Below are 22,591 nucleotides of genomic sequence, written 5' to 3'. Positions count from 1 at the left end.
GTAAACTTCGTTGGTCGTCGTGTCTGGTGGTGCTGGTCGTCGCCGGTGGCCAGTTGGTCTGTTTACGTTGGAATTCCAACGTTGCGGCAGTGTGTGGAGCGTGTGTTTTTTCTCATTCGTTCGTGCGGTGTCGAGTGTATGACCGTTCGACGGCTATTGATTTGAGTGGTCAAGCCTCTGTGCCACTCCCGCTTCGTGATGAGGGAGTTCTCCTCGTGCCTGTCGGGCTGTTTTTGTGGCCGGGCGTAGGGCTGCGACTGGTGTGCGCAGAGCCGCGACTGGTGTTTCGGCTGTTGCTTTCCGTCGGTGCCCGTAGGTGGCCGGGTGCAGGAGACCGTGTCGCGAAGGCACAGACTGCGGTTTGCGCAGTGCATCAGGAGTCTCTTTTCAGGTATGGGCACTTTCGATTTCGCTGAGTTTGCGTTGGAACTTTCGTCGGCGGACGGCACAAGAGGGGCGTTGCGCACCGCTTTGGAGACGATCCGGGAGGTCGTTGAAGCTGAGCGTGGTGGCGCAATGTTGGTTGTTAAACGTCATGTAGAGGCTGCGGAGGCTGATGATGAGTTGGCTTCTCAGGCTGATCGGTTGCAGTTGGATTTGGAATCGGGGCCGTGTTTAGAGGCCATCGGTGATGAGGCTGTGTATTTGATTGTCGATACGTTGACGGACCCGCGGTGGGAGCCTTGGTGTCGCGGGTTGGCGCAGTTGGGTATCCGAAGCGTGTTGTCGCTGCGGTTGGCGACGTTGAATGGAACTTTGGGAGCGCTGAATCTCTATCACTCGGTTCCTGGTGCTTTTGGGGAGTCTCATGGTGTAGTCGGGGCAAGGTTGGCCTCGCAAGCTTCGGTTGCGATTGCTGCGACGAAAACGGAGGAGGGGCTTCGTGAGGCGATGGCTGGGCGGCATGTGATCGGTTTAGCCCAGGGCATTTTGATGGAGAGGTTTGGGCTGGATGAGGAAGCCGCTTTTTCGGTGCTTCGGAGGTATTCACAGGATCTGAATTTGAAGTTGCGGGTGGTGGCGCAGGAATTGGTTAAGAGCAGGGCGTTGCCGTCGTTGGATGCGCAGGGGCGTCATCGTCCGACGGAGGGAGGTCGTGCATGAGTGGTAGGTGAGGGTGCGGTGAGCCGTGGTGAACTGTGTGCATGAGTTTTGTTCCGCCGGTTGTCGTTCCTGAGTTGGTTGCTGCTTTGCGCGCTGATTTGTTGGCGTGTGATTTCACGGTTGAGGGCGTGGAGTCATATTTGGGGACAGTGGCTTCGGCTGCGTTGCGGCGTGGTGAGGTGTTGCCTGCGGAGTTGAAGACTCGTGAATGTGGTGGCGCCACGGGTGTGGTGGTGCGGTTGTTTACGTTGGGTTTGGAGGTGGATTTCGCAGAGGTTGACGCTGCTCTTCCTTCTGTTGGTGGGGATGGCTTGCTTCGGTTGGGGTTGGTGCGTCGTGCGGGTGCGGCGTTGCAGGCAGGGGTGGATCTTCGTCCGTATGGCGATGAGGAGAATGTGTGGTGGGTGGTTTCGGATGTGACTGGTGCTTTTGGGTCCGGGCCGTTGGCTACGGATCATGTGGTGGGTGTTGGTGGCGCGTCGGTGACGTTGGCGCAGTGGACGTCGCGTCCGCGAGTTGGTCGTGCTTTGGACTTGGGTACGGGTAGTGGGGTGCAGGCGTTGCATTTGGGTGCGCATGCCGATGAGGTGGTGGTGACGGATGTGTCGGAGCGGGCGTTGGCGTTTGCGCGTTTTACGGCGGCGTTGGCTGGTGTGGAGTGGGATGTGCGTTGTGGTTCGTTGTTTGAGCCGGTGGCGGGTGAGCGGTTCGATTTGGTGGTGTGTAATCCGCCGTATGTGATTACGCCGCAGGTGGCTGGGGTGCCGGTATTTGAGTATCGGGATGGTGGTTTGGCGGGGGATTCGGTGATGAAGACATTGGTGGGGCAGGTTGGTGAGTTTTTGAATCCGGGTGGGGTTGCTCATTTCATTGGGAATTGGGAGATTTCGCAAGGTCAGGTGTGGTCGGATCGGTTGCAGGAGTGGTTGGCTGGGACGGGGTTGGATGCGTGGGTGGTGCAGAGAGATGTGCAGGATCCGGCGGAGTATGCCTCAACGTGGGCGCGTGATGGTGGGTTTGTTCCCGGTTCGTATCAATATGAGTCGTTGTATTCAGCGTGGTTGGAAGATTTTGCTCAGCGTGGCGTAGAGGGGATTGGTTTTGGGGTGGTGATGTTGGGTCGTCCTGTGGGTGAGCGTGAGCCATTCCGGGATTTGATGGAGGTGCGTGGGCCTGTGTCGTTGCCGATGGGGGAGTCGGTGCGGGATGGTTTGGCAGTCCGGGCGCGTTTGGCGGAGTTGGATGATGAGGCTTTGTTGGAGGTGCGTTTGAAGGTTGCTGGCGATGTGACGATTGAGAAGCATATGTTGCCTGGGTGTGGTGATCCTGCGGCGATTGTGGTGCGTCAGGGAGGATCATTGCGTCGTGCGTTGGGTGTCTCGCCACAAGTGTGTGCGGTGGTGGACGTGGCTGATGGTGATTTGACGTTGCGGCAGTCAGTGGTAGCGATTGCGGCTTTGATGGATGAGTCTGTGGAACAGGTGTGTGCTGAGGCGTTGCCGGTGGTGCGTGAGCTTGTGGCAGGTGGTTTTCTGCGTCTGTCTTGACGTGTTTGTGCGGTGTATGCGCTCTACTGTGAGTGCAGTTGTGTGGTTTGTGAGCGTGTCGCCGCAGTGTCTGCGGGGGTGCGAAGGCGTTACGGTCGTTGTGCGTTGACTAGTCGTGGCGTTGTTTCGTCCGGGGGCGCGTGTGTTTGTGAGAAGAGCTGAAGTGTTCGTGAGAAGTTTCTGCGGGAAGTGGGAAGTGGATCGTGGCTGAGTCTGGGACCAAGTTGGTCATCGTGGAGTCGCCTGCTAAGGCGAAGACGATCGCCGGGTATCTCGGTGCTGGTTTCGAGGTTGAGGCCTCGGTGGGGCACATTCGCGATTTGCCGACGCCGAGTCAGTTGCCGCCTGCGGAGAAGAAAGGGCCGTTCGGGAAGTTCGCGGTCGATGTAGAGAATGGCTTTGCTCCGTATTACGTAGTGTCTTCGGAGAAGAAGACGAAGGTTGCGGAGCTGAAGCGGTTGTTGCGCTCTGCCGATGAGTTGTATCTCGCTACCGATGAGGATCGGGAGGGCGAGGCGATTGCGTGGCACTTGTTGGAGGTGCTAAAGCCGAAGGTTCCGGTTAAGCGCATGGTGTTCCATGAGATCACCAAGGATGCGATTACGAAGGCTGTGCAGAACACGCGTGATCTTGATCATGACCTGGTGGATGCGCAGGAGTCGCGTCGGATTTTGGATCGCTTGTACGGGTATGAGGTTTCGCCGGTGTTGTGGCGCAAGGTGCGTCCGGGGCTGTCTGCTGGGCGTGTCCAGTCGGTGTCGACGCGTTTGGTGGTTGAGCGTGAACGTGAGCGTATGGCGTTTGTGGTGGCGAATTATTGGGATGCGTCTGCGCGTTTTGTAACGCGTTCGGGTGGTGGGGAGGATTTCACGGCGAAGTTGACGGGCGTGGGTGGCGTTCGGGTGGCTTCGGGGCGTGATTTTTCTGATGCTGGTGAGCTGACGGGCAAGGGTGTTCGTCATTTGGGTGAGGTAGAGGCTCAGGCTATTGCGTCTGCGGTTTCCGGTGGCGTGGGGACGGTGACTTCAGTTCAGGAGAAGCCGTATACGCGCCGTCCTGCGGCGCCGTTCACGACGTCGACTTTGCAGCAGGAGGCAGGGCGTAAGTTGCGCTTGAGTAGCCGTAATGCGATGAGGGTTGCGCAGCGGCTGTATGAGAACGGCTATATCACGTATATGCGGACGGATTCGACGACGTTGTCGGAGTCGGCGTTGTCTGCTGCGCGTGGTCAGGCGCGGGATATGTATGGGGCTGAGTTCGTTCCAGATAAGCCGCGTCGGTATGAGAAAAAGGTGAAGAACGCGCAGGAGGCGCACGAGGCAATCCGTCCGGCGGGTGATGTTTTCCGTACTCCTGCTCAGGTGGCTGGGCAGTTGACGGGTGAGGATTTTGCTCTGTACGAGCTGATTTGGAAGCGGACGGTCGCTTCACAGATGGCTGATGCTCGTGGGTCGACGGCTTCTTTGCGGGTGTCGGTGCCGGTTGCTGGTGTTGAGGTTGCTGGCGAGTCTGTTGAGTCGGCGGAGTTTTCGGCTAGTGGAACAGTGATTACGTTCCGGGGGTTCTTGGCTGCTTATGAGGAGGGCCGGGATGAGGACCGCCGGGGTGCTGTTGAGCACAGTGCGGAGCGTCGTTTGCCGAAGTTGGGTGAGGGCGTTGAGTTGGATTGTGCTGATGCTCAAGCTGAGGGGCATCAGACAAACCCGCCTGCGAGGTATACCGAAGCTACGTTGGTTAAGGCAATGGAGGAGCTGGGCATTGGGCGCCCATCGACGTATGCGGCAACTGTAGCGACGATCCAGGATCGTGGCTATGTCAATAGTCGTGGTCAGGCTTTGGTTCCTACGTGGTTGGCGTTTGCGGTGACGCGACTGTTGGAGGAGCATTTTCCGACGTTGGTGGACTATCAGTTCACGGCGCGGATGGAGGAAGACCTCGATGCCATTGCTAGTGGCGATGAGGGTCGGGTTGAGTGGCTGACGCAGTTCTATTTCGGTAACGATGGTGTGGTTTCGGATGACCGTGAGCCGCATGAAGGGTTGGCGGAGCTAGTTGCGAACCTTGGCGAGATTGATGCGAAAGGAATTTCGACCATTGATCTCGGTGAGGGCATGGTGGTGCGTGTGGGCCGGTATGGCCCGTACGTAGAAGAAGTTGCCTCTGCAGATGGAGAGCCAGTTGACGGCGCTGCGGGGGAGGGGGATTCCTCGAAGCGGGGACGTCGCGCAACGGTGAATGATGACATCGCTCCAGATGAGATGACGCCGCAGAAAGCGCGTGAGTTGTTGGAGTTGGCTGCTGACGACGGTAGAGAGCTAGGCAAGGATCCTCAGACAGGTCACATGATTGTGGCGAAGTCTGGCCGGTTTGGTCCGTACGTGAGTGAGATTTTGCCTGAGCCTGAAGAAGGCACCCCGAAGTCTAAGCAGCCTAAGCCGAGGACAGCGAGTTTGTTCCGGTCGATGAATTTGGCGACGGTGAGCCTTGATGAGGCGTTGAAGTTGTTGTCTTTGCCGAGGGTGGTTGGTGTCGATCCGGACAGTGGCGAGGAGATCACGGCGCAGAATGGCCGTTACGGGCCGTATTTGAAGAAGGAGAAGGATTCGCGTTCTTTGGATTCGGAGGATCAGATCTTCACAGTGACATTGGAAGAGGCGTTGGCTTTGTACGCGCAGCCCAAGCGGCGGGGGCGCGCGGCGGCTAGGCCTCCGATTGCTGATCTTGGTCCTGATCCGGTGACAGGCAAGAACGTGGTGGTTAAGGAAGGTCGTTTTGGCCCGTATGTGACGGATGGGGAGACCAATGCGACGTTGCGTAGTGGTGATGATCCGGAAACGATCACTGCTGAGCGTGGTTTTGAGTTGTTGGCGGAGAAGCGGGCTAAGGGGCCGGTGACACGTAAACGGGCTACGGCGAAGAAAACGCCGGCGAAGAAGTCCACCGCGAAGAAAACAACCACAAAGAAAGCTGCTCCTAAGAAAGCCTGATGTTTCATAGCTGGCCCGGGGCGTGGTTCTGCTCTGGGCCAGCTTGTGTTTGTGTGTTTTAAAGATTGGGTGGGTGCGGTCGATTTGTCGAGGTAGGTCGGCGCAGGGTTGTCGATCTGTTTTGTGACCCGTGCGTGAATGGAGTCCACTGTGATCTTCGGCAGATCGGCTGGGACGCGTGTGTCCCTGCAGACAGATACACATGAAGAAGAGCTACGTGGATATGTTGAGGCTCTGCAGATCTTGGTGGACAAGGTTGCTGGTGCGCGTAGCGGGGATGATGTTTTCCGGGTGGCGTTGGAAACGATTCGTGACAGTTTCCATTTGCTATACGGGTCGGTGTGGGTGATGGATCCGAAAGAGAAGGTTTTGAGGCTCCGGATGGAGTCGGGGAGTTTATCGGATCGGTTTGCCCCGGTGACGCGGGGGGCGGCGTTTTCTGAGGGTGTTGGGTTGGTGGGTGGCGCGTGGAGTCAGCGTGAGTTGATTTTTGAACCGGATTTGCGTGCGGTGAAGGATTGTCCGCGTGCGCAGATTGCGTATGAGAATGGTGTGAGGTCGGCTGTGTCGTTCCCGTTGTTTAGGGAGGGGCAGATCGTGGCGACGATGGATTTCATGGCCGATGAGGAACATACGCCGGGGTTGGTGCGGCTGCAGGTGTTGCGTTGTGTGGCCAAGTTGGTGTCACAGGCGTTGGAGCGGGTGTTGGATTCTGAGCGTCGGGTGGAGATGCAGAGCGATATGGCCGCCATTAATGCGGTGGTGAAGAAAACGAATGAGTCTTCGAGTGAGCGGGAGACGATTCGGGCAACTCTTGACACGGTGCGGGCGCAGTTTGGTTGGGAGTATGGCTCGTATTGGGAGGTGGATTCTGCTGACAATACGTTGAAGAACAAGTACGAGTCGGGTTCTGCAGGTGAAGAGTTCCGTGAGGTGACGCGTAAAGCGAGTTTTGCTCGCGGAGTGGGTGTTGCTGGTCGTACGTGGAGTACGCGTGATCTGGTGTTTGAACCTGATTTGGGTTTGGTGACTGACTGTGTGCGTGCTCCTGCGGCGCAGCGTGCGGGGGTGAAGTCTGGGGTGTCTCTTCCCATCATTGTTGAGGGTGAGGTCATCGGGACGATGGACTTCTTCACGACTAAGGATGTTGATCTTACGGAGGATCGGGCCTCGGCGTTGCGGAATACTGCGTTCCTTGTTTCGAGTGCGTTGGAGCGTATTCGTGATGCGGATCGTACGAAGGGTGCTGGTGAAGAGCTTTTGAGCTCGATCACGGAGGTGGAGCGGAATGTGGTTGCGGCCTCGAATGTTGCTGCTGAGGCACAACGGCTGACTGATGAGGCATCCCGGATTGTGGCTAATCTCAATCAGTCGTCGAACGAGATTGGCAATGTGGTGAACACCATTACATCAATTGCCGAGCAGACGAATCTTTTGGCGTTGAATGCCACGATTGAGGCTGCTCGGGCGGGTGAGGCTGGCAAGGGGTTCGCGGTGGTCGCTAATGAGGTGAAGGAACTGTCGCGCGAGACGAGTACTGCGACCGAAGAGGTTGGGGCAAAGGTGTCGGCGATTCAGACTGACGCGCAGTCGGTGGTTCAGGCGTTGGTACAGGTGAAGTCGACTGTGGAGCAGATCAATGATGCGCAGAATGTCATTTCTGGTGTGTTGACCGAGCAGAGTGCTGTGACGCGTAGTGTTCTTGGCCAGGGTTGATGTGTTGGTGAGGTGTTCGAGACATCTGTCCGGAAGTTCTCACGGCGGTGGGTTGGGTGCCGATGAGGGTAGTGGCTACTCCGATACGACGGATGTGGCTCCGGAGGGAAGGACAACGATATGGACATCGCACTGGCGCAAAGCATCATGATGCAGCGATCCGCGGCGACCTACTCGCAAGCCCAGGTTTCCCTGCTCAAGAAGGCAATGGACAGTGAATCGTCCACTGCGGCGCAGCTGCTTAGCTCAATGCCGCTGGCTACCGAGGGCAACGTGGGGCGCAACATCAACACGTATGCCTGAGGTGTGACTATTGGCTGTGAAGGGACCGAGGCGTTGCTAGCGCTTCGGTCCCTTTTGTCTGCAGCTGTAACTTTTGTTGGGGGTGTTCGCAACTAGGCTGGCTTTCATGGTGATGGGGATTGGTCAGGGCTGTGCTGGCGCGGGACGCGATGTAGGCCGCGGGCTGTTTGTGGTGTTTGAAGGTGGAGATGGAGCGGGGAAGTCTACGCAGGTTGCGCGTCTGGTGGAGGCGTTATCTTCGCGGGGGGAGTGCGTTGTTGCGACTCGTGAACCTGGTGGGACTGCTGTGGGGGCGCAGATTCGTCAGGTGCTTTTGCATGGGCAGCAGGTCGCTCCTGCGGCGGAGGCGTTGTTGTTCGCCGCTGATCGGGCGCAGCATGTGCAGACAGTGATTCGTCCTGCGTTGGCTGCAGGGGCGGTGGTGGTGTGCGATCGCTATGTGGATTCCACTTTTGCGTATCAGGGGGCTCGTGATGACCTTGATATGGAGGATTTGCGCGGGTTGGTTGCATATGCCACAGGTGGTTTGGTGCCTGATGTGACGGTTCTTTTGGATGTGTCTGCTCAGGTGGGTGCGGCTCGTCGTGGGGGAGACCGGGATCGGATTGAGGCGGAACCGGATAGTTTTCATCAGGCTGTTCGTGATGGGTTTCTGGAGCGTGCTCGCTGCGCGCCGCAGCGTTATCTGGTTCTTGATGCTGCTGCGCCTGTTGAGGAGATAGCTGCTGCTGTGTTGGGTCGTGTGGAAAGTCTGTTGGGTGAGCGTCGGGGGGAGCGCGGGTGACTGTTTGGGATGACTTGGTGGGACAGGAGGCTGCGGTTGAGGTTTTGAAGCGGGCAGTTGTTGATCCGACTGCTATGACGCATGCGTGGCTTTTTACCGGGCCTCCCGGCTCTGGGCGTTCTAATGCTGCGCGGGCTTTTGCTGCGGCCTTGCAATGTCCTGATGGTGGGTGTGGTGGGTGTGTTGAATGTCGCACTGCGATTGCTGGCACTCATGCGGATGTGAAGGTTGTTGCGACCGAGGGGTTGACTATCCAGGTTCATGATGCGCGTGATCTTGCTCATGATTCGGCGCATCTGCCTTCGGTGGGGCAGTGGCGAATTGTGGTGATTGAGGACGCGGATCGGCTTACTGAGCGTGCGGCAGATGCGCTTTTGAAGGCTATTGAGGAGCCTGGTCCAGCGACGGTGTGGGTTTTGTGTGCGCCTTCTCTTGAGGATGTGATTGTGACGTTGCGTTCGCGCAGCAGGCATGTTCGTTTGCGCACTCCGCCGGTGGGGGCGGTGGCGGAGCTTCTTGTGCGGCGTGATGGTGTGGACCCGGTGCTTGCTGCGGATGCGGCGCGTGCTGCTCAGTCGCATATTGGGTTGGCTCGACGGTTGGCGCGGGATGAGGGGGCGCGGACTCGGCGTCGTGAGACGGTGAAGATGGCTACCCGAATTCATAGTGTTGCTGACGCGATTAGCGCTGCGGCTGATTTGGCGTCGATTGCTGCAGATGAGGCTGGCGCAGATGGGGGTGAGCGTGATCGTCGTGAAAAAGAGAAGTTGTTGGTTACGCTTGGTGCTGATCCCGCTGCGCGTACGCAGCCTGCGCATGTTCGTGCGCAGGTGAACGCGCTGGAAAAAGAACAGAAAACTCGGGCTACACGCCGGAATCGGGATGTTATCGATCGCTCATTGATTGATCTTCAGTCCATTTATCGGGATGCTTTCGTGGTTGCGATGGGCGAACCGGTTTCTCTTGTTAATGAGGATCTTCGTTCGGATGTGATCGCTCTCTCTCAGGCAGTAAAAGTGGAGTGGTTGCTTGCTGCGATGAACGCGATTATGGCGGCACGAGAGAGAATTGCTGCCAATGTTCCGCCTTTGCTTGCGCTTGAGGCGATGTTGGTGCATCTGCGGGTTCCAGCTCTGGACAAGTGAATTTTGTCTTGGTTGGAGGAGTGCCTTTCCTAAGTAAATGTGGGACGAGATGATGCCACGTTGAGGAGCCGATACGGTGTAAGGAAACAGGGCGTTTCGTCGAGTAGAAAGACTCGCCCTATCCCTCACAAAGTCGAGCAGTGATCGAGAAGGCGCCCCCACGCCTGCCAGGCGCTCCTGCCGACGCTAAGTAGCCCAATGAACAGGAGTCATGCACGTGAGGACAGCCAGAATGCGAACAGTGGCGGTTGCTGGCGCGGTGGCGTTGGCTCTCGCCGGGTGTCAAAAAGCTGACACTGTGACTGAGGGGTCTAAGAATGGCAATGGTTCTGCTTCGAGCTCACATGTTGGTGAGCAGAACGAACAGGGCAATTCGCAAGGAAAACAGCCCGGTAATGGTTCCCAAAACGGCGCTGCTCAGGCTCCTGCTACGGGTGATGCCAGGCTTTCGAAGTTTTATACGCAGAAGCCTGTGTGGGAGACATGCTCTGATAGTTCTGAGGGCGCATCCGCTAAGTGTGCGTGGGTAAAGGTGCCGATTGATTATTCAAAGCCAGATGGGAAAACCGTTAAGCTGCGCGTTTTGAAAGTTGCGGCTAATGGTGCAAAGAATGGTCAGGCTCCGAGAGGAGCGTTGCTGGTTAACCCAGGTGGCCCGGGAGCTTCAGCTACGCAGTATGCGATGATGGCCGACTTTATTGTTTCTGGAACTATTCGGAAGAATTACGACATCGTTGGTTTTGATCCTCGCGGTGTCGGAAAATCGTCGCCAATGAAGTGTCTTGATGACGCATCAATGGATGCGGTAATGGGTGCTGACCCAACTCCGGATGATCAACAAGAAATAGAAATCGCTTATGGCGGTTTGGCAAAAATGGGCAAGGGGTGCCAGCAGAAATATCCCGATTTGGTTGGGCATGTTTCGACAGCAGAAGCTGCGCGGGATATGGATGTGGTTCGTTCTGTTTTGGGGCAGCCTAAGCTGAACTATTTGGGCAAGTCGTATGGCACGTACCTCGGGGCAACGTATGCAGGATTGTTCCCTAAGAATGTCGGGAACATGATTCTCGATGGTGTTATGCCCCCTGATTTGACCTCTGAGCAGGTCAGCTTGGGGCAAGCTGCTGGGTTTGAGTCGGCAACGCGTGCGTGGGCGAAGTCATGTACTTCTTCTGGAAAATGCCCGCTCGGTAATGACGTCGAATCTGTCATGAAAGGTTTGAAAGACTTTTTCAAGCAGCTTGACTCAAAGCCTTTGCCGGTTAGCGGCAACCCGCGCATCAAGGAATTGACTGAAGGCTGGGCAACGATTGGTGTTGCGCAAGCCATGTACACGAAGACCTACTGGGACACCCTCACTGAGGCGCTTCAGTCGGCCAAGGATGGCGATGGAACGCCGCTGTTTGCTTTGGCTTCGGAGTACGCCAGCCGTGATGACAACGGCGAGTATGAGAACAATACGATGCAGGTCATCAATGCAGTGAACTGCTTGGATCGTGGTGCTCAGCGATGGGATGAAGCGCAGCTGAAGTCAAAGAAGGCCGAGTTTGAGTCGAAGGCTCCGGTGTGGGGTGGCATGATGTCTTTCGGCGGAAATTCGTGTGCTGCGTGGCCGGTCCCGGCTACGGGTAAGATAGACAAGGTTTCCGCGCAAGGAAGCGGTCCGATTGTGGTCATCGGCACTACTCGTGATCCTGCTACGCCCTATGAGTGGGCTAAGCGGCTTCATGATCAACTGTCGAACAGTCGCCTCATTTCACATGAGGGAGACGGTCACACGGCTTACAAAACGGGCAGCAGTTGCGTGGACCAGGCGGTTGATGGGTATCTTATGAATGGCACACCGCCCAAGGACGGCCTCTCCTGCTGATCACCCACCCCCAGTACGGGGAGGCCTAGGACGTTCCGCCCGGAACTGCAACTGGGTTGAGGCGCTACCACCCGCGCCTCCCCTGGTCGCCGCCGCTCCACCCGGCCTGCGACCAGCACTCCGGGCGGGGCGTCCGCTTTTTATCCTGGTGAGGTGAGTGCCTCCGGTCGATTCGGAGTTTGCGCCCTTCACCTTGTACAGTGATTAAGCGCTTCGGCGCACGCCGCCTTAGCTCAGTCGGCAGAGCGATTCACTCGTAATGAATAGGTCGTCGGTTCGATTCCGACAGGCGGCTCCAGTAACACCCTCCACTTCGTGGGGGGTGTTTTTGTGTTGCGATGCTTTGTGGATGCTTCTTAGCGTTTTTCGCCAAAAGCGAACATGGAAGTGCTGTCTCTATGGGGTGTAAGTATTTCGGGTTTCAGACGGGGGGATCTTCCCCGAGGGGGGCTAAGCCGCCTATGGGGCTTTTCAGGGCGCTCAAGGCCTCTTGGGGGCTGTGTGACGGACTTTCTGCAGGATTTGTGTCCATATGTGCGGTCGTGCGTCTCACGTTAGGGAAATCCTGCCGAGGATGTTCATTTATGGCGAACAATCGCCGGGCCCCTATAAGAGCCCGGCCGAGTGCCTAGAGCGCCTTCACTAGAGAGCATGACCACAAAGGTGGCTATTAATGAACATGCTCAGCGTGCCCTCCTGCTACGGAGGCTGCTTCAAGTTGAAAAGTGCAGTGTTCCACTGCAATACCGTGATGAGAGTTCAAGCACATGGACAGATCCATCAGGACACGTTGGCTGTAGCCATTGAAAAAACAATCGTCATCGAGAACCACATGGGCGCTCAGGCGCGGAAGTCCTGTGGCTACTGTGCTGGCGTGTAAGTCGTGGACTTCACGTACATGGGGTTGCTCCAAAATATGCGCCCGCACAGCCTTCAGATCTAGCCCGTCGGGAGTGCTTTCAAGCAGAATCGACCCTGACTCCCGCAATAACGCCACGGCACGTGGCACGATCAGCGCTGCGACAAACAAACCTGCGATGGAATCAGCGAGCGTCCAGCCGGTGAAATAAAGAAGAACCCCAGCTAAGAGCACTGCTACCGACCCGAGAGCATCATTAGCAACCTCCAGAAACGCCGCCTTCATGTTGAGGTTGCTGTCTCGACCTCCCAAAAGGACAAGAAGTGAAGCGAAGTTAGCGAGCAAGCCAAGCAGCCCAATGACCGCCAGGCCGTGCGACGAAACCGGGGGAGGGTCGATAAGGCGCATGAGGCCTTCGTAGACGGCGTAGCCGCCTACCAGAAGCAAAATGAATGCCTGCGCTGCCGAAGCGATGACCTCTGCGCGTTTTAAGCCCCACGTGTGGCGTGCACTTGGTGGGCGGCTCATGAGCGTAGCTGCAGTAGCAGCCATGGCCAGTCCCAGGGTGTCTGTGAGCATGTGTGCTGCATCCACGAGCAGGGCAAGAGAGTCAAGAAGCGCAGCGCCTATCGCTTCAATAGCAAGTACAGAGCCGGTGATGCATAACGCGATGAGGATGCGTGTGCGATTTGTGTGGCCGTCAGCGTGTGAGTGCGAGTGTCCGTGGGAATGCCCATGGCTGTGGCCGTGGTCATGGGATTCTGTGTCAGCTTTTTGGCGTCGCCGAGCACTCCGGCTGGCAAGGCAAGGGGGCTGAGCATGCTCATGGGCATGAACGTGCACATGGCAGTGCCCGTGGCCGTTCATGCGTCGGCCTCCGCTGCTCTGGGATCAGTGATAGCCCCAAGGGAGTCAATGAGGCTTTCGGCAGCATGCAGCAAAGATCGGGTCAGCTCAGGTGCGGCAAGGGAGTAGTAGGTAGAGCGTCCTTCGTGGCGAATGTGCAGTAGACAGCTTTGCCGCATGCAGGCGATATGCGCAGACACCGTCGACTGGGCCAAACCAAGATGATTCACCAGCTCGACTACGCGCTGCTCGCCCAGGAGAAGGCGGCGGATGATGGTTAGCCGGGTGCGGTCCGCGAAAGAGCGGAAGATGAGAACTGCAGTGGTGTCAGCTTCTGAGTGGCTGGTTGACGGTGAAGCTGATGCGGTGGGTGCCGATGTCATGCGGTGACCATAGAGGCGGCCTCACCCTAAAGGGTGAAAGATTTTCCATAGATTGAGCGCGACTAAGATCGAAATACGGACAACTTTCCCGGGCAAATCACTTGCCTAAGAAAGGAACTAGCTCACGACCGGACTGCGTCGCTCCAACAGCAGCACATCGCGCCACTGCCCCTTACGCGCACCAAAAGGCATCTTTCCAACACGCTCATACACGCCTACCTGACGAAAACCCAACGACTCGTGCAAAGCAATACTGGCCGTATTCTCTGGAAACACCAGACCAAGCAAAGTCCACGTTCCACCAGCTTCAGTACGCCGAATGAACTCGCCCAACAAACCCTTGCCTACCCCACGGCCCCGCGCAGAAGAACGCACATAAAGACTATGTTCAACAACCCCCAGATAAATGGGCCGGGCAAAGGCATGAATACCCCACGCCACCCCCAGACAATCACCACTGGCGTCATCAACAGCAGCCAGGCAGTAAGGCGCGATCTTATGAGCGATAAACGCCTCCCAGTCCGGAGCAACCGGTGCAAAACTCGCGTTCTCTGTATCAATTCCCTCCTGATACGCAGCACGGCCACCGCGCTCCCACAACTCTCGAGACAAAGGAACAACATGCCAATCAGCACGTGAGATTTGCGTCATAGAGCCAGTGTGCTGGGCACACACAGCCACAGAGGCACTGTGGGCGGCACTCACCGCGTAAACCGGTCAAACCGGTGCAGCGCTGACCCCTGGCAAAGACACCCATCAGACAGACAGCCACGCAGCGCAGACTCCACCTCCCGCCGCATACCCTCCTGTGCCAACCCTGGACCAATCACCACCAGCTGAGTCCGACTCTCCTGACCCTCAGGAACACGAAAACGTTCAAAACCGAACCAATCACCCACGGCTTGAACCGTGTAATCGCGGTGCCCACGACGACTCACGTGCACCCGTCCTTTAACGCGATACGCACCCGCAGAACGATTTTCAAGAAAATGAATCAACCGAGTCGGATCTACAGGCAATGACGAATCCACACTGACCGAAGAAAAACCAGCATGCCCATGATCGTGATGGTCATGACCATGCTCGCCATGACGCTGCTCAGCAAGAAAATCTGCAAACGAAAGCTGCCCAGTCGGCTCCTCATGCTCACCAGGATCAAACAGAAGCTCCGGATCAACTCGGCCAAACATGGTGCGCACCACAGGAGTTGTCGGTGCATGCGTAGCCACAACCGCATCGAGCCGCTCACGAGCACCAGCATCCTGAGCAATCCGGTCAGACTTGTTAATGACCAACAGCGAAGCAACCCGCAAATGATCAATAGCCACCGGAGCCGGATCAGGACTTCCCACCTCTGGCGTAGCCCAATCAGCCGCATCCAAAATTTCTACAACCCCACCAAAACGCACCGTAGAAACACTCGAAGAAAGCACCATCCGCGCCAACTCACGAGGCTCAGCAAGCCCAGAAGCCTCGATAAGAATCACATCCAAATCAAGTGAAGGCGCAGCTAAATCAGCAAGAGCACGATCCAAATCGCCCGGATCAGCCAAACAACACAAACATCCACCAGAAAAAGTGGCCTTGGCATCAACCTGACCTTGGATAAGAAACGCATCCACGTTGATGTCACCAAAATCGTTGACAATAACGCCTATACGCCCACGGCTTTGAGCAAGAATGTGGTTCAACAAGGTGGTCTTCCCGCAGCCAAGCTTGCCGGACAACACCACCACCGGAAGAGCAGGACGTGTACGCATTGCCCTACCGTGCCATGCCCCAAGACCACACCCCCACTCACCGGACACACCCCCACCCAAACCACTGATGGCGTTGCGTATTGCCCAAAATCTGTCAGGGTCGAAGAATGAGCGACGAGAAAAAAATCACAATCTCCCGAACCATCGACGCCTCCCCACAAGCCATCTTCGACATCCTGTCCAACCCCGCTCGCCACGCCGAGCTAGACGGAACCAACACCATCGTCTCCGACGACAAATCCGACCGAGTCACCGCCGTCGGAAACATATTCACGATGAACATGAATGCCGAACACATGGGCGGAGACTACAAAACCGACAACCACGTCGTCGGATACGACAAAGACCGCCTCATCGCATGGAAAACCGCACCAGCAGGCACCGAACCCAAAGGCTGGCAATGGATCTGGGAGCTCACCCCCCAAAGCCAAGACCAAACCACCGTGACCCTGACCTACGACTGGTCAGCAGTCACAGACAAGGCGCTACTCAAAAAAGTAACTTTCCCCGTTTTCCCACAAGAACAACTCGAAGCCAGCCTGGCTCATCTGGCCGAAACCGTCTCCGGCAGCTAGCACCACAACAACCCTGCCCGGCTACCTGGGCTCGCAACGCCCCATCACAGCGCCGCGAGCCCACGCCCATGAGCTTCGACGACGTCATCCCAGCAGCCCGCGCCCTCCTAGGAGCCACCCTCAGCACTGACCGCAACGGCGGGCACGTAACCCTACGCATCACCGAAGTCGAAGCCTACGCAGGAGAAGAAGACCCCGCCTCACATGCCTACCGAGGGCCAAACAACCGCAACGCCGCCATGTTTGGTCCACCCTGGCACGCCTACGTCTACCGACACATGGGCCTGCACACCTGCTTCAACATCGTCGTAGGAAAAGAAGGAACCCCCACCGGTGTCCTCATCCGTGCTGGCGAAATCATTGAAGGAACAGCCCTAGCGCACCAACGCCGCAGCGAAAAAGGCCGCGTCCGATCCCTAAAAGAACTCGCCTCCGGGCCAGCACGGCTCACCGTCGCACTAGGCATCAACACCACCGACAACAACGCCCCACTAGACGGATCCACCGGAATCCAGCTCCGCTACGGCCCCCACACACCCGAGAGAAAAATCGCCACCGGCCCCCGCGTTGGTGTCGGCTCCGCACGAGAAACTCTCGCCCGCTTTTGGATTTCCGGTAACCCCACCGTCTCCACCTACAAACCAGCACCCCCACCCCGCACACGCCGAACAACGTGAGCTGGGACCTCAACCCTCATTCACCGACAACCGAACCACCAAAGAAAACTGACCACTCTTGACCGGAGTGCGAGAAACCCCCAACGCACGCAGCGCTTTCACACCCGAACGGTACTGCGCAGGCAACTCCTGCAGATACTGATCCTCAAAGGCATCAAAATCGACGTACGCAAGCTCAGCAACCGCTTCAGCAGGGTTAACGACACTGCGGAAAACATCGCCAGCCCCCAACGGGTTTTTCACATCAGGAGAAGCTACCGACCGCAAATGCTGAATATGCGGACCAGCCAACACACGATCACCTGACACCTGATGAGGAATCAACGCCCCCAACGGCCCAAACAATTTCACCAGCGTGGAACTTACCGAGCGAAGCGTTGCCTGCGGATCCTTCGTCTTCGCCCGGAACGTCACCTCCGGTATTTGGCCGCCACCAGAGAACAACCCCCGCACACTCTGCCTACCAAAGACCACATCAACCTGATCCTTACCAGCAACCACATCAACCTGGCCACCCAGCAGCGTTGCCACAAACCCCGGAACCGTAAACCCCGTACGAGCACTTACTGCCTGCAGGCCCTCTTTTATCGGAAGCCCAGGAATATTCACTAACCCCTTTAACGCAGGCCACCACCGCTCTACCAGCTCACCACCATTAACGGAAGACAACAACGCCCCCGTATCGCCAGGCAAATCCGACACACGAGTAGCAACACCCTCATCTGGAAGATCCACACCACGCGTCACCGAAGCAAACTCAGCACGATCTGCAGCAAAACGCAGCGTGCCTGCCGTATGCCCCACCAGCCCGGACTTCTTAACCAAATCAGACCCAGCAAGCTGAGCCACCCCAGCATGATTCACCCACGCTGTCGCCACGCCACGCTCACCCAACGCCGCCACATCAGAAACAAAAGCCTCATGGTTAGCAAGGCGCCCACCACTCAACTGCGATTGAACAGCAGCCTTAGCCTTCCTTGGAACCACCACGACGTAATCCCTGTCAAACACATACGACAGCGACCCTGTCCTGCCAGAAAACCCCTCAAACGTGGACAAACTGCGCTCAGCAACTTCACGATCCTTCACCTGCAGCGCCACAACCGTGACCGGAGCACCCCCAGCAGTAACAGGAGGAAGCAGTGCTACCCCACCCCGCCTACCCAGCCACGGCTTCACATCTCTGGCGTAATCAACAGGACCAAGACTCTCGGCAAGCTGTTGCCCCACCCCAAACACAACCTGGGCAGAATCAGACTCCGACACAGCTTTCTTCGCCGCTGGAAACGTATTGAATAACCGAAACGCCCCTAACTTCTGACGCATCGACGGATCCAAATCCACTGACGCATACGCAAAAGCACTCGACGGAACCACAGCTGCCGGCTGGGAACCGCTGGACAACCCATTGAACAAAGCCAGGCCGAACGCCGCGCCCCCGATAACCACCGCACAAGCAGCCACCGAACCTGACACGACGACGCCCCGGCTACGCCAACCAGTCATGACAAAAACTCACTTCGGGCCATCAGAACAACCAACCCACGCGAGCCAGACCAGAAATTGAGAAAAACTCAGCTCTCAGTGCTCTCAGCAGCTTGCGTCGGGTGGGTCGGTGCCGGAGAACTCGTCGCTGGCTTCAAGGGGTTGTGAAAGTTCTCATCGATCGCGCGCTGGAAAGCTTCACGCACCGTACGCTCAGCCGTCTCCCGATCCGCCCAGTGCGCACCCTCAACCGACTTACCCGGCTCCAAGTCCTTATACGTCTCAAAGAAGTGCTGAATCTCCAGACGATCAAACTCGCTCACGTCTTCCAACGTCTGCTTGTCCTGCGCACGCGGATCCTTCGCCGGCACACACAAAATCTTGTCGTCGCCACCAGACTCATCACGCATGTGGAACATGCCGATCGCACGGCACTGAATCAACACACCAGGAAACGTCGGCTGATCCAACAACACCAACGCGTCCAGTGGGTCACCGTCCTCACCCAACGTGTCCTCGATGTAGCCATAGTCGCTCGGGTACTGAGTAGACGTGAACAACATCCGGTCCAAGCGGATACGACCCGTCTCGTGGTCCACCTCGTACTTGTTGCGCTGACCCTTAGGGATCTCGACCGTGACGTCGAAGAAGAGCGGCTCGTTACTGGATGCGCTGCTCATGTGTGCGCGTCTCCTGTCCTCGCGGGGAATTCCTCGGGCTGCTTCGATCACGTGCTCAACAAGAGCGCCGGCGACAAACAGCTACATCACCGGTGACGTTACGCAGATTGACATCGAGCGTACCCGTCCAACGCCCCGCACGTGGCGCGTGGCGCCCACCTAACCCAACCATCGCGCCACGAGAAGATAAACCACCACCCAAGGCAAGATAACCACCCAACAAAGCAATTCCCCACAAGACCCCCCAAACGAGAGGCACACGGTTGCGATACAGAGCCAGCGCCCTGGTAGCCACAGCACTGGTTGCCGCAGGAACCACCTACGTTGCTGCCGACGCCCTTGACATCGCTCCCGGCGCCCTCACCAGTGACCTAAGCATCGGCCCCTTCCGCGCTGACCCCCTACCCACCACCGGCCCCACCGCGATACCCCACCCCCTCCCACACCTCAACCCCAACGCCCCCCAACCACGCACCAACACCCTCGCCACCCGACTAGCACAACCATTAGCAGCCCCCGCCCTAGGAACCAACCCCGGCATCATGGTCACCGATGCCGCCACCGGAAAAACCCTCTACTCCGCACGCAGCACCACACCACGTACCCCCGCATCCACCGCCAAAATCCTCACCGCCACCGCAATCGCCGCCCACACCGATCTCGCCGGACACCGCACCACCCGAGTCACCCGCAACAAAAACACCCTCACCCTCGTCGCCGACGGCGACACCCTCCTAGCCCGCGGCCACGGAAACCCCTACGCCACCCAAGGCCACGCCGGACTAGCCGATCTAGCCGAACGCACCGCCAAAGCCCTCAAAAACACCACCCCACCACCCGGAGGTTGGCAACTCACCCTCGACGACAGCACCGCCTCCGGCCCAGCTCTGGCCCCCGAATGGGAAATTGCCGACGTCCACGCCGGCCTCACCGCCCCCGTCACCATGCTTGGTCTCGCCGAAGACCGCGCCACCCCAGGCCATCCCACCACCCACGACCCAGCCATGACCGCAACCACAGCCTTCCGCGACGCCCTCACCACCGCAGGCATCCCCATCGCCGAAACCATCAACCGCACACCCAAAAACGCCCAGAAAGGAAAACAAATAGCCTCCATCGCCAGCGCCCCCATCGGCGACGTCCTCACCCTCGCCCTCGCCGAATCCGACAACGCCCTCACCGAATCCACTGCACGCAGAGCCTTCGCCGACCGCGGAATCCCCGCTACCTTCGCCGAGGCAGGAAAACACATCATCACCACACTCAAATCCCTCGGCCTCGACACCAGCCACAGCAACCTCGCCGACGCCAGCGGCCTATCCCGCTCCTCCCGCGTCACCGTGCGCCTCATCAACAAAGCAACCACCCTGGCCGCCAACAAAAACCACGAACAACTCACTCACATCCTCGACAACCTGCCCGTAGCTGCCCTCACCGGAACCCTCCACGACAGATTCGCCACTCCACAAACCACCACCGGCCGCGGAATCGTCCGCGCCAAAACCGGAACACTCACCGGCGTCGGCGGCCTCACCGGCACCCTCGTCACCAACTCCGGACGCCTCCTGACCTACACAATCCTCGCCGACCAAGCACCCCCCACCACCTCCCTTGAAACCCGCGCAGCCCTCGACTACGTCGCCACCACACTCGTCAACTGCGGCTGCAACTGAAAAACCAACCCACGCAACCACACCCGCCCACATGCACCACGCGAGCCCAATACGTGAAAGTTAAGCCGTGATCGACTGGAAACTCGCGGCAAACACCGCACGCACCCTCACCCCTCCAGGACCCAGAGTCCCTCTAACCGAAGCCAAAGACGCCGTCGCAGCCCTGCGCAGCTCCGCCACCCGCGCCCACACCCTCGTCGCAGACACCGCACGCCTGCACACCGACAACGAAGGCCCCGACGCCCTCATCATCGACCGCGGCACCTGGATCGAAGCCAACATTAACTCCCTGGCCGAGCTCCTCGACCCCGCCCTTGACACCTTCACCAGCCACAACGGCCGACGAGCCATGTCACCCTGGGCACGATCCGTCAGCGGCAAAGCAGCAGGCACCGAAATGGGAGGAATCCTCGCCGTCCTAGCCACCCGTGTCCTAGGCCAATACATCACCGCCTACGGCCAACCCCCAGAAGCCGCCCGCCTCCTGCTCGTTGCCCCCAACGTCGTCGCCACCGAAAAACGACTCCACCTCAACCCCAACGACTTCCGACTCTGGGTCTGCCTCCACGAAGAAACCCACCGCGTCCAATTCACCGCCATCCCCTGGCTACGCGACCACATGCACAACGAACAAACCATCCTCGTCGACAAACTCACCACTGCCGCTGGCGGCCCACTCGAACTCGTCAAAGCCCTCGCCACCCGACTACCCGAAGCCACCCACGAAATCACCCAAAACGGCCCCGTAGGCATAATCAACCTCGTCCTCGACCTGGACACCAGAGAACGCCTCGACCGACTCAATGCCCTCATGACCCTCCTCGAAGGCCACGCCGACGTCGTCATGGACAACGTCGGCCCCCGCCACATCCCCACAGTCACCACCATCCGAGCCCGCTTCGACGACCGTAGAACCCCCACCAACCCCATCGACTTCCTCCTACGCCGCCTCCTAGGAATCGAAACCAAGACAGCCCAATACCGCGACGGCGCAGCATTCGTCCGACACATCCACGAACGCATCGGCATCGACGGCTTCAACACCATCTGGACATCCCCCGAAACACTCCCCACCCCCACCGAAATACACAACCCAGACATCTGGATCGCACGAGTGCAACCATGACCGGACCACACCCCGCCGTCGCAGCAATCCGCCTAGCCACCCGCACCACACTGGCCACCATCGCCCACCAACACCCCAACACCATCATCCTCGTCGCCTGCAGCGGCGGCCCCGACTCACTCGCCCTCGCCGCAGCCACCGCCTTCGAAGCACCCCGACTCGGCCTGCACCCCGGCGCAGTCATCATCGACCACGCCCTCCAACCCAACTCCCACACCATCACCCACTCCGCAGCCACCACCTGCACCAACCTCGGCCTCCACCCCGTCATCACACAACGCGTCGACACCACCACCTACCCCAACACCGGCCCCGAAGCCGCCGCCCGCGCCGCCCGCTACACCGCCTTCGAAACCGCCGCCACCAGCACCAACGCCAGCGCCATCCTCCTAGCCCATACCCAACACGACCAAGCAGAACAAGTCCTCCTAGGCCTCCTTCGGGGCTCCGGAGCCCGCTCCCTCGCTGGCATGCCACCCCACCGCGACCTCTACCACCGCCCCCTACTCAACACCCCCGCCCACCTCACCCACGACGCATGCGCCGCACTCAACCTCACTCCATGGCACGACCCCCATAACACCGACCCCCGCTACACCCGAGTCCGCACCCGAGAACTCCTTAACACCATCGCCACCGAACTCGGCCCCGGCATCATCCCCGGCCTAGCCCGCACCGCCGAACTCCTACGCACCGACGCCGACACCCTCGACACCATCGCCACCCACGAAGCCGCCGAACTCGGCCCACCCCCCTGGGATACACAAAAAATCGCCGAACTCCTCCCCGGAATCCGACGACGCGTCTGGCGCCAACTCGCCACCACTATCGGCGCCCCCCACGGCGCGCTCACATCCACCCACGTCAATCAACTCGACGCCCTGATCACCAACTGGCACGGCCAAGGAGGAGTCCACTTACCAGGCGGACACGTCATCACACGCACTGGCACCCGAGTCGGGCCAGTCACCAAACCCTGAAGTGGATTAGGTTTGATCCGTAGCGCACCATCACACCGGTGCCCAACACACCGATTAAAGAATCACCACACAGGTGAATTACTCAACACAT

General features: G+C 58.4%; 19 protein-coding genes and 1 tRNA gene. 14 read left to right on the top strand and 6 right to left on the bottom strand.

Features of this window, described 5'->3' with window-relative positions; translation table 11 throughout:
- Window positions 1–393 precede the first annotated feature (393 nt).
- From AC2T9U_RS10665 to AC2T9U_RS10625, 9 genes are all read left to right on the top strand, one after another.
- Window positions 394–1,104, top strand: a complete 711-nt coding sequence (locus tag AC2T9U_RS10665) for a GAF and ANTAR domain-containing protein (RefSeq protein WP_051277643.1) — start codon at window positions 394–396, stop codon at window positions 1,102–1,104.
- Window positions 1,105–1,145: 41 nt separating this feature from the next.
- The gene (locus tag AC2T9U_RS10660) at window positions 1,146–2,651 is read left to right on the top strand and encodes a DUF7059 domain-containing protein (protein WP_493696082.1); all 1,506 of its coding nucleotides are present in this window, start codon (window positions 1,146–1,148) and stop codon (window positions 2,649–2,651) included.
- Window positions 2,652–2,851: 200 nt separating this feature from the next.
- On the top strand, window positions 2,852–5,638 hold the full coding sequence (topA, locus tag AC2T9U_RS10655) for a type I DNA topoisomerase (protein ID WP_115032267.1): 2,787 nt from the start codon (window positions 2,852–2,854) through the stop codon (window positions 5,636–5,638).
- 138 nt (window positions 5,639–5,776) lie between these two features.
- Window positions 5,777–7,354: a GAF domain-containing protein gene (locus tag AC2T9U_RS10650; RefSeq protein WP_493696081.1), complete on the top strand. Its 1,578-nt coding sequence runs from the start codon at window positions 5,777–5,779 to the stop codon at window positions 7,352–7,354.
- Between the two features lie 120 nt (window positions 7,355–7,474).
- Complete coding sequence (locus AC2T9U_RS10645; protein ID WP_115032271.1) at window positions 7,475–7,657, top strand: putative motility protein; 183 nt, start codon at window positions 7,475–7,477, stop codon at window positions 7,655–7,657.
- A gap of 106 nt (window positions 7,658–7,763) precedes the next feature.
- The gene (gene tmk, locus AC2T9U_RS10640; RefSeq protein ID WP_493696080.1) at window positions 7,764–8,441 is read left to right on the top strand and encodes a dTMP kinase; all 678 of its coding nucleotides are present in this window, start codon (window positions 7,764–7,766) and stop codon (window positions 8,439–8,441) included.
- Complete coding sequence (locus tag AC2T9U_RS10635) at window positions 8,438–9,586, top strand: DNA polymerase III subunit delta' (RefSeq protein WP_493696079.1); 1,149 nt, start codon at window positions 8,438–8,440, stop codon at window positions 9,584–9,586. The genes tmk and AC2T9U_RS10635 overlap by 4 nt, the downstream gene beginning before the upstream one ends.
- Before the next feature lie 298 nt (window positions 9,587–9,884).
- Entirely contained in the window at window positions 9,885–11,456 is a 1,572-nt protein-coding gene (locus AC2T9U_RS10630) for an alpha/beta hydrolase (RefSeq protein WP_493696078.1), read from the top strand.
- 222 nt (window positions 11,457–11,678) lie between these two features.
- Window positions 11,679–11,754 (top strand) — tRNA-Thr (locus tag AC2T9U_RS10625).
- A gap of 372 nt (window positions 11,755–12,126) precedes the next feature.
- Here AC2T9U_RS10625 and AC2T9U_RS10620 read toward each other — a convergent pair.
- From AC2T9U_RS10620 to AC2T9U_RS10605, 4 genes are all read right to left on the bottom strand, one after another.
- Entirely contained in the window at window positions 12,127–13,182 is a 1,056-nt protein-coding gene (locus AC2T9U_RS10620) for a cation diffusion facilitator family transporter (RefSeq protein ID WP_493696077.1), read from the bottom strand.
- Window positions 13,179–13,544 carry an ArsR/SmtB family transcription factor gene (locus tag AC2T9U_RS10615; RefSeq protein WP_115032279.1) on the bottom strand — a complete coding sequence of 122 codons (366 nt, stop codon included), beginning with the start codon at window positions 13,542–13,544 and terminating at the stop codon, window positions 13,179–13,181. Before AC2T9U_RS10615 ends, AC2T9U_RS10620 begins: the two co-directional genes overlap by 4 nt.
- A gap of 117 nt (window positions 13,545–13,661) precedes the next feature.
- On the bottom strand, window positions 13,662–14,195 hold the full coding sequence (locus AC2T9U_RS10610; protein WP_115032281.1) for a GNAT family N-acetyltransferase: 534 nt from the start codon (window positions 14,193–14,195) through the stop codon (window positions 13,662–13,664).
- A 50-nt stretch (window positions 14,196–14,245) separates the two neighbouring features.
- Window positions 14,246–15,304, bottom strand: a complete 1,059-nt coding sequence (locus AC2T9U_RS10605) for a CobW family GTP-binding protein (protein ID WP_493696076.1) — start codon at window positions 15,302–15,304, stop codon at window positions 14,246–14,248.
- Between the two features lie 107 nt (window positions 15,305–15,411).
- Between AC2T9U_RS10605 and AC2T9U_RS10600 the strand changes: the two genes are divergently transcribed.
- Together AC2T9U_RS10600 and AC2T9U_RS10595 are read left to right on the top strand one after the other, a co-directional pair.
- Complete coding sequence (locus tag AC2T9U_RS10600) at window positions 15,412–15,879, top strand: SRPBCC family protein (RefSeq protein WP_115032933.1); 468 nt, start codon at window positions 15,412–15,414, stop codon at window positions 15,877–15,879.
- A 68-nt stretch (window positions 15,880–15,947) separates the two neighbouring features.
- On the top strand, window positions 15,948–16,556 hold the full coding sequence (locus tag AC2T9U_RS10595) for a DNA-3-methyladenine glycosylase (protein WP_493696075.1): 609 nt from the start codon (window positions 15,948–15,950) through the stop codon (window positions 16,554–16,556).
- A gap of 9 nt (window positions 16,557–16,565) precedes the next feature.
- On the opposite strand, the gene AC2T9U_RS10590 is transcribed toward AC2T9U_RS10595, so the two are convergent.
- On the bottom strand, window positions 16,566–18,062 hold the full coding sequence (locus AC2T9U_RS10590) for a DUF3352 domain-containing protein (protein WP_493696074.1): 1,497 nt from the start codon (window positions 18,060–18,062) through the stop codon (window positions 16,566–16,568).
- 68 nt (window positions 18,063–18,130) lie between these two features.
- The gene (locus AC2T9U_RS10585) at window positions 18,131–18,721 is read right to left on the bottom strand and encodes an inorganic diphosphatase (RefSeq protein ID WP_493696073.1); all 591 of its coding nucleotides are present in this window, start codon (window positions 18,719–18,721) and stop codon (window positions 18,131–18,133) included.
- 263 nt (window positions 18,722–18,984) lie between these two features.
- On the opposite strand from AC2T9U_RS10585, the gene dacB reads away from it, so the two are divergent.
- The 3 genes from dacB (at window position 18,985) to tilS (ending at window position 22,500) form a co-directional block, all read left to right on the top strand.
- Entirely contained in the window at window positions 18,985–20,394 is a 1,410-nt protein-coding gene (gene dacB / locus AC2T9U_RS10580) for a D-alanyl-D-alanine carboxypeptidase/D-alanyl-D-alanine endopeptidase (RefSeq protein WP_493696072.1), read from the top strand.
- A gap of 67 nt (window positions 20,395–20,461) precedes the next feature.
- Complete coding sequence (locus AC2T9U_RS10575) at window positions 20,462–21,520, top strand: zinc-dependent metalloprotease (protein ID WP_028327566.1); 1,059 nt, start codon at window positions 20,462–20,464, stop codon at window positions 21,518–21,520.
- Complete coding sequence (tilS, locus tag AC2T9U_RS10570) at window positions 21,517–22,500, top strand: tRNA lysidine(34) synthetase TilS (RefSeq protein ID WP_493696071.1); 984 nt, start codon at window positions 21,517–21,519, stop codon at window positions 22,498–22,500. The genes AC2T9U_RS10575 and tilS overlap by 4 nt, the downstream gene beginning before the upstream one ends.
- Window positions 22,501–22,591: the final 91 nt, after the last annotated feature.

The sequence above is a fragment of the Dermatophilus sp. B7861-1 genome (genome assembly GCF_058996045.1).
Note: the sequence above shows the minus strand (reverse complement) of the source record. Positions and strands in the feature narration are given on the sequence as shown.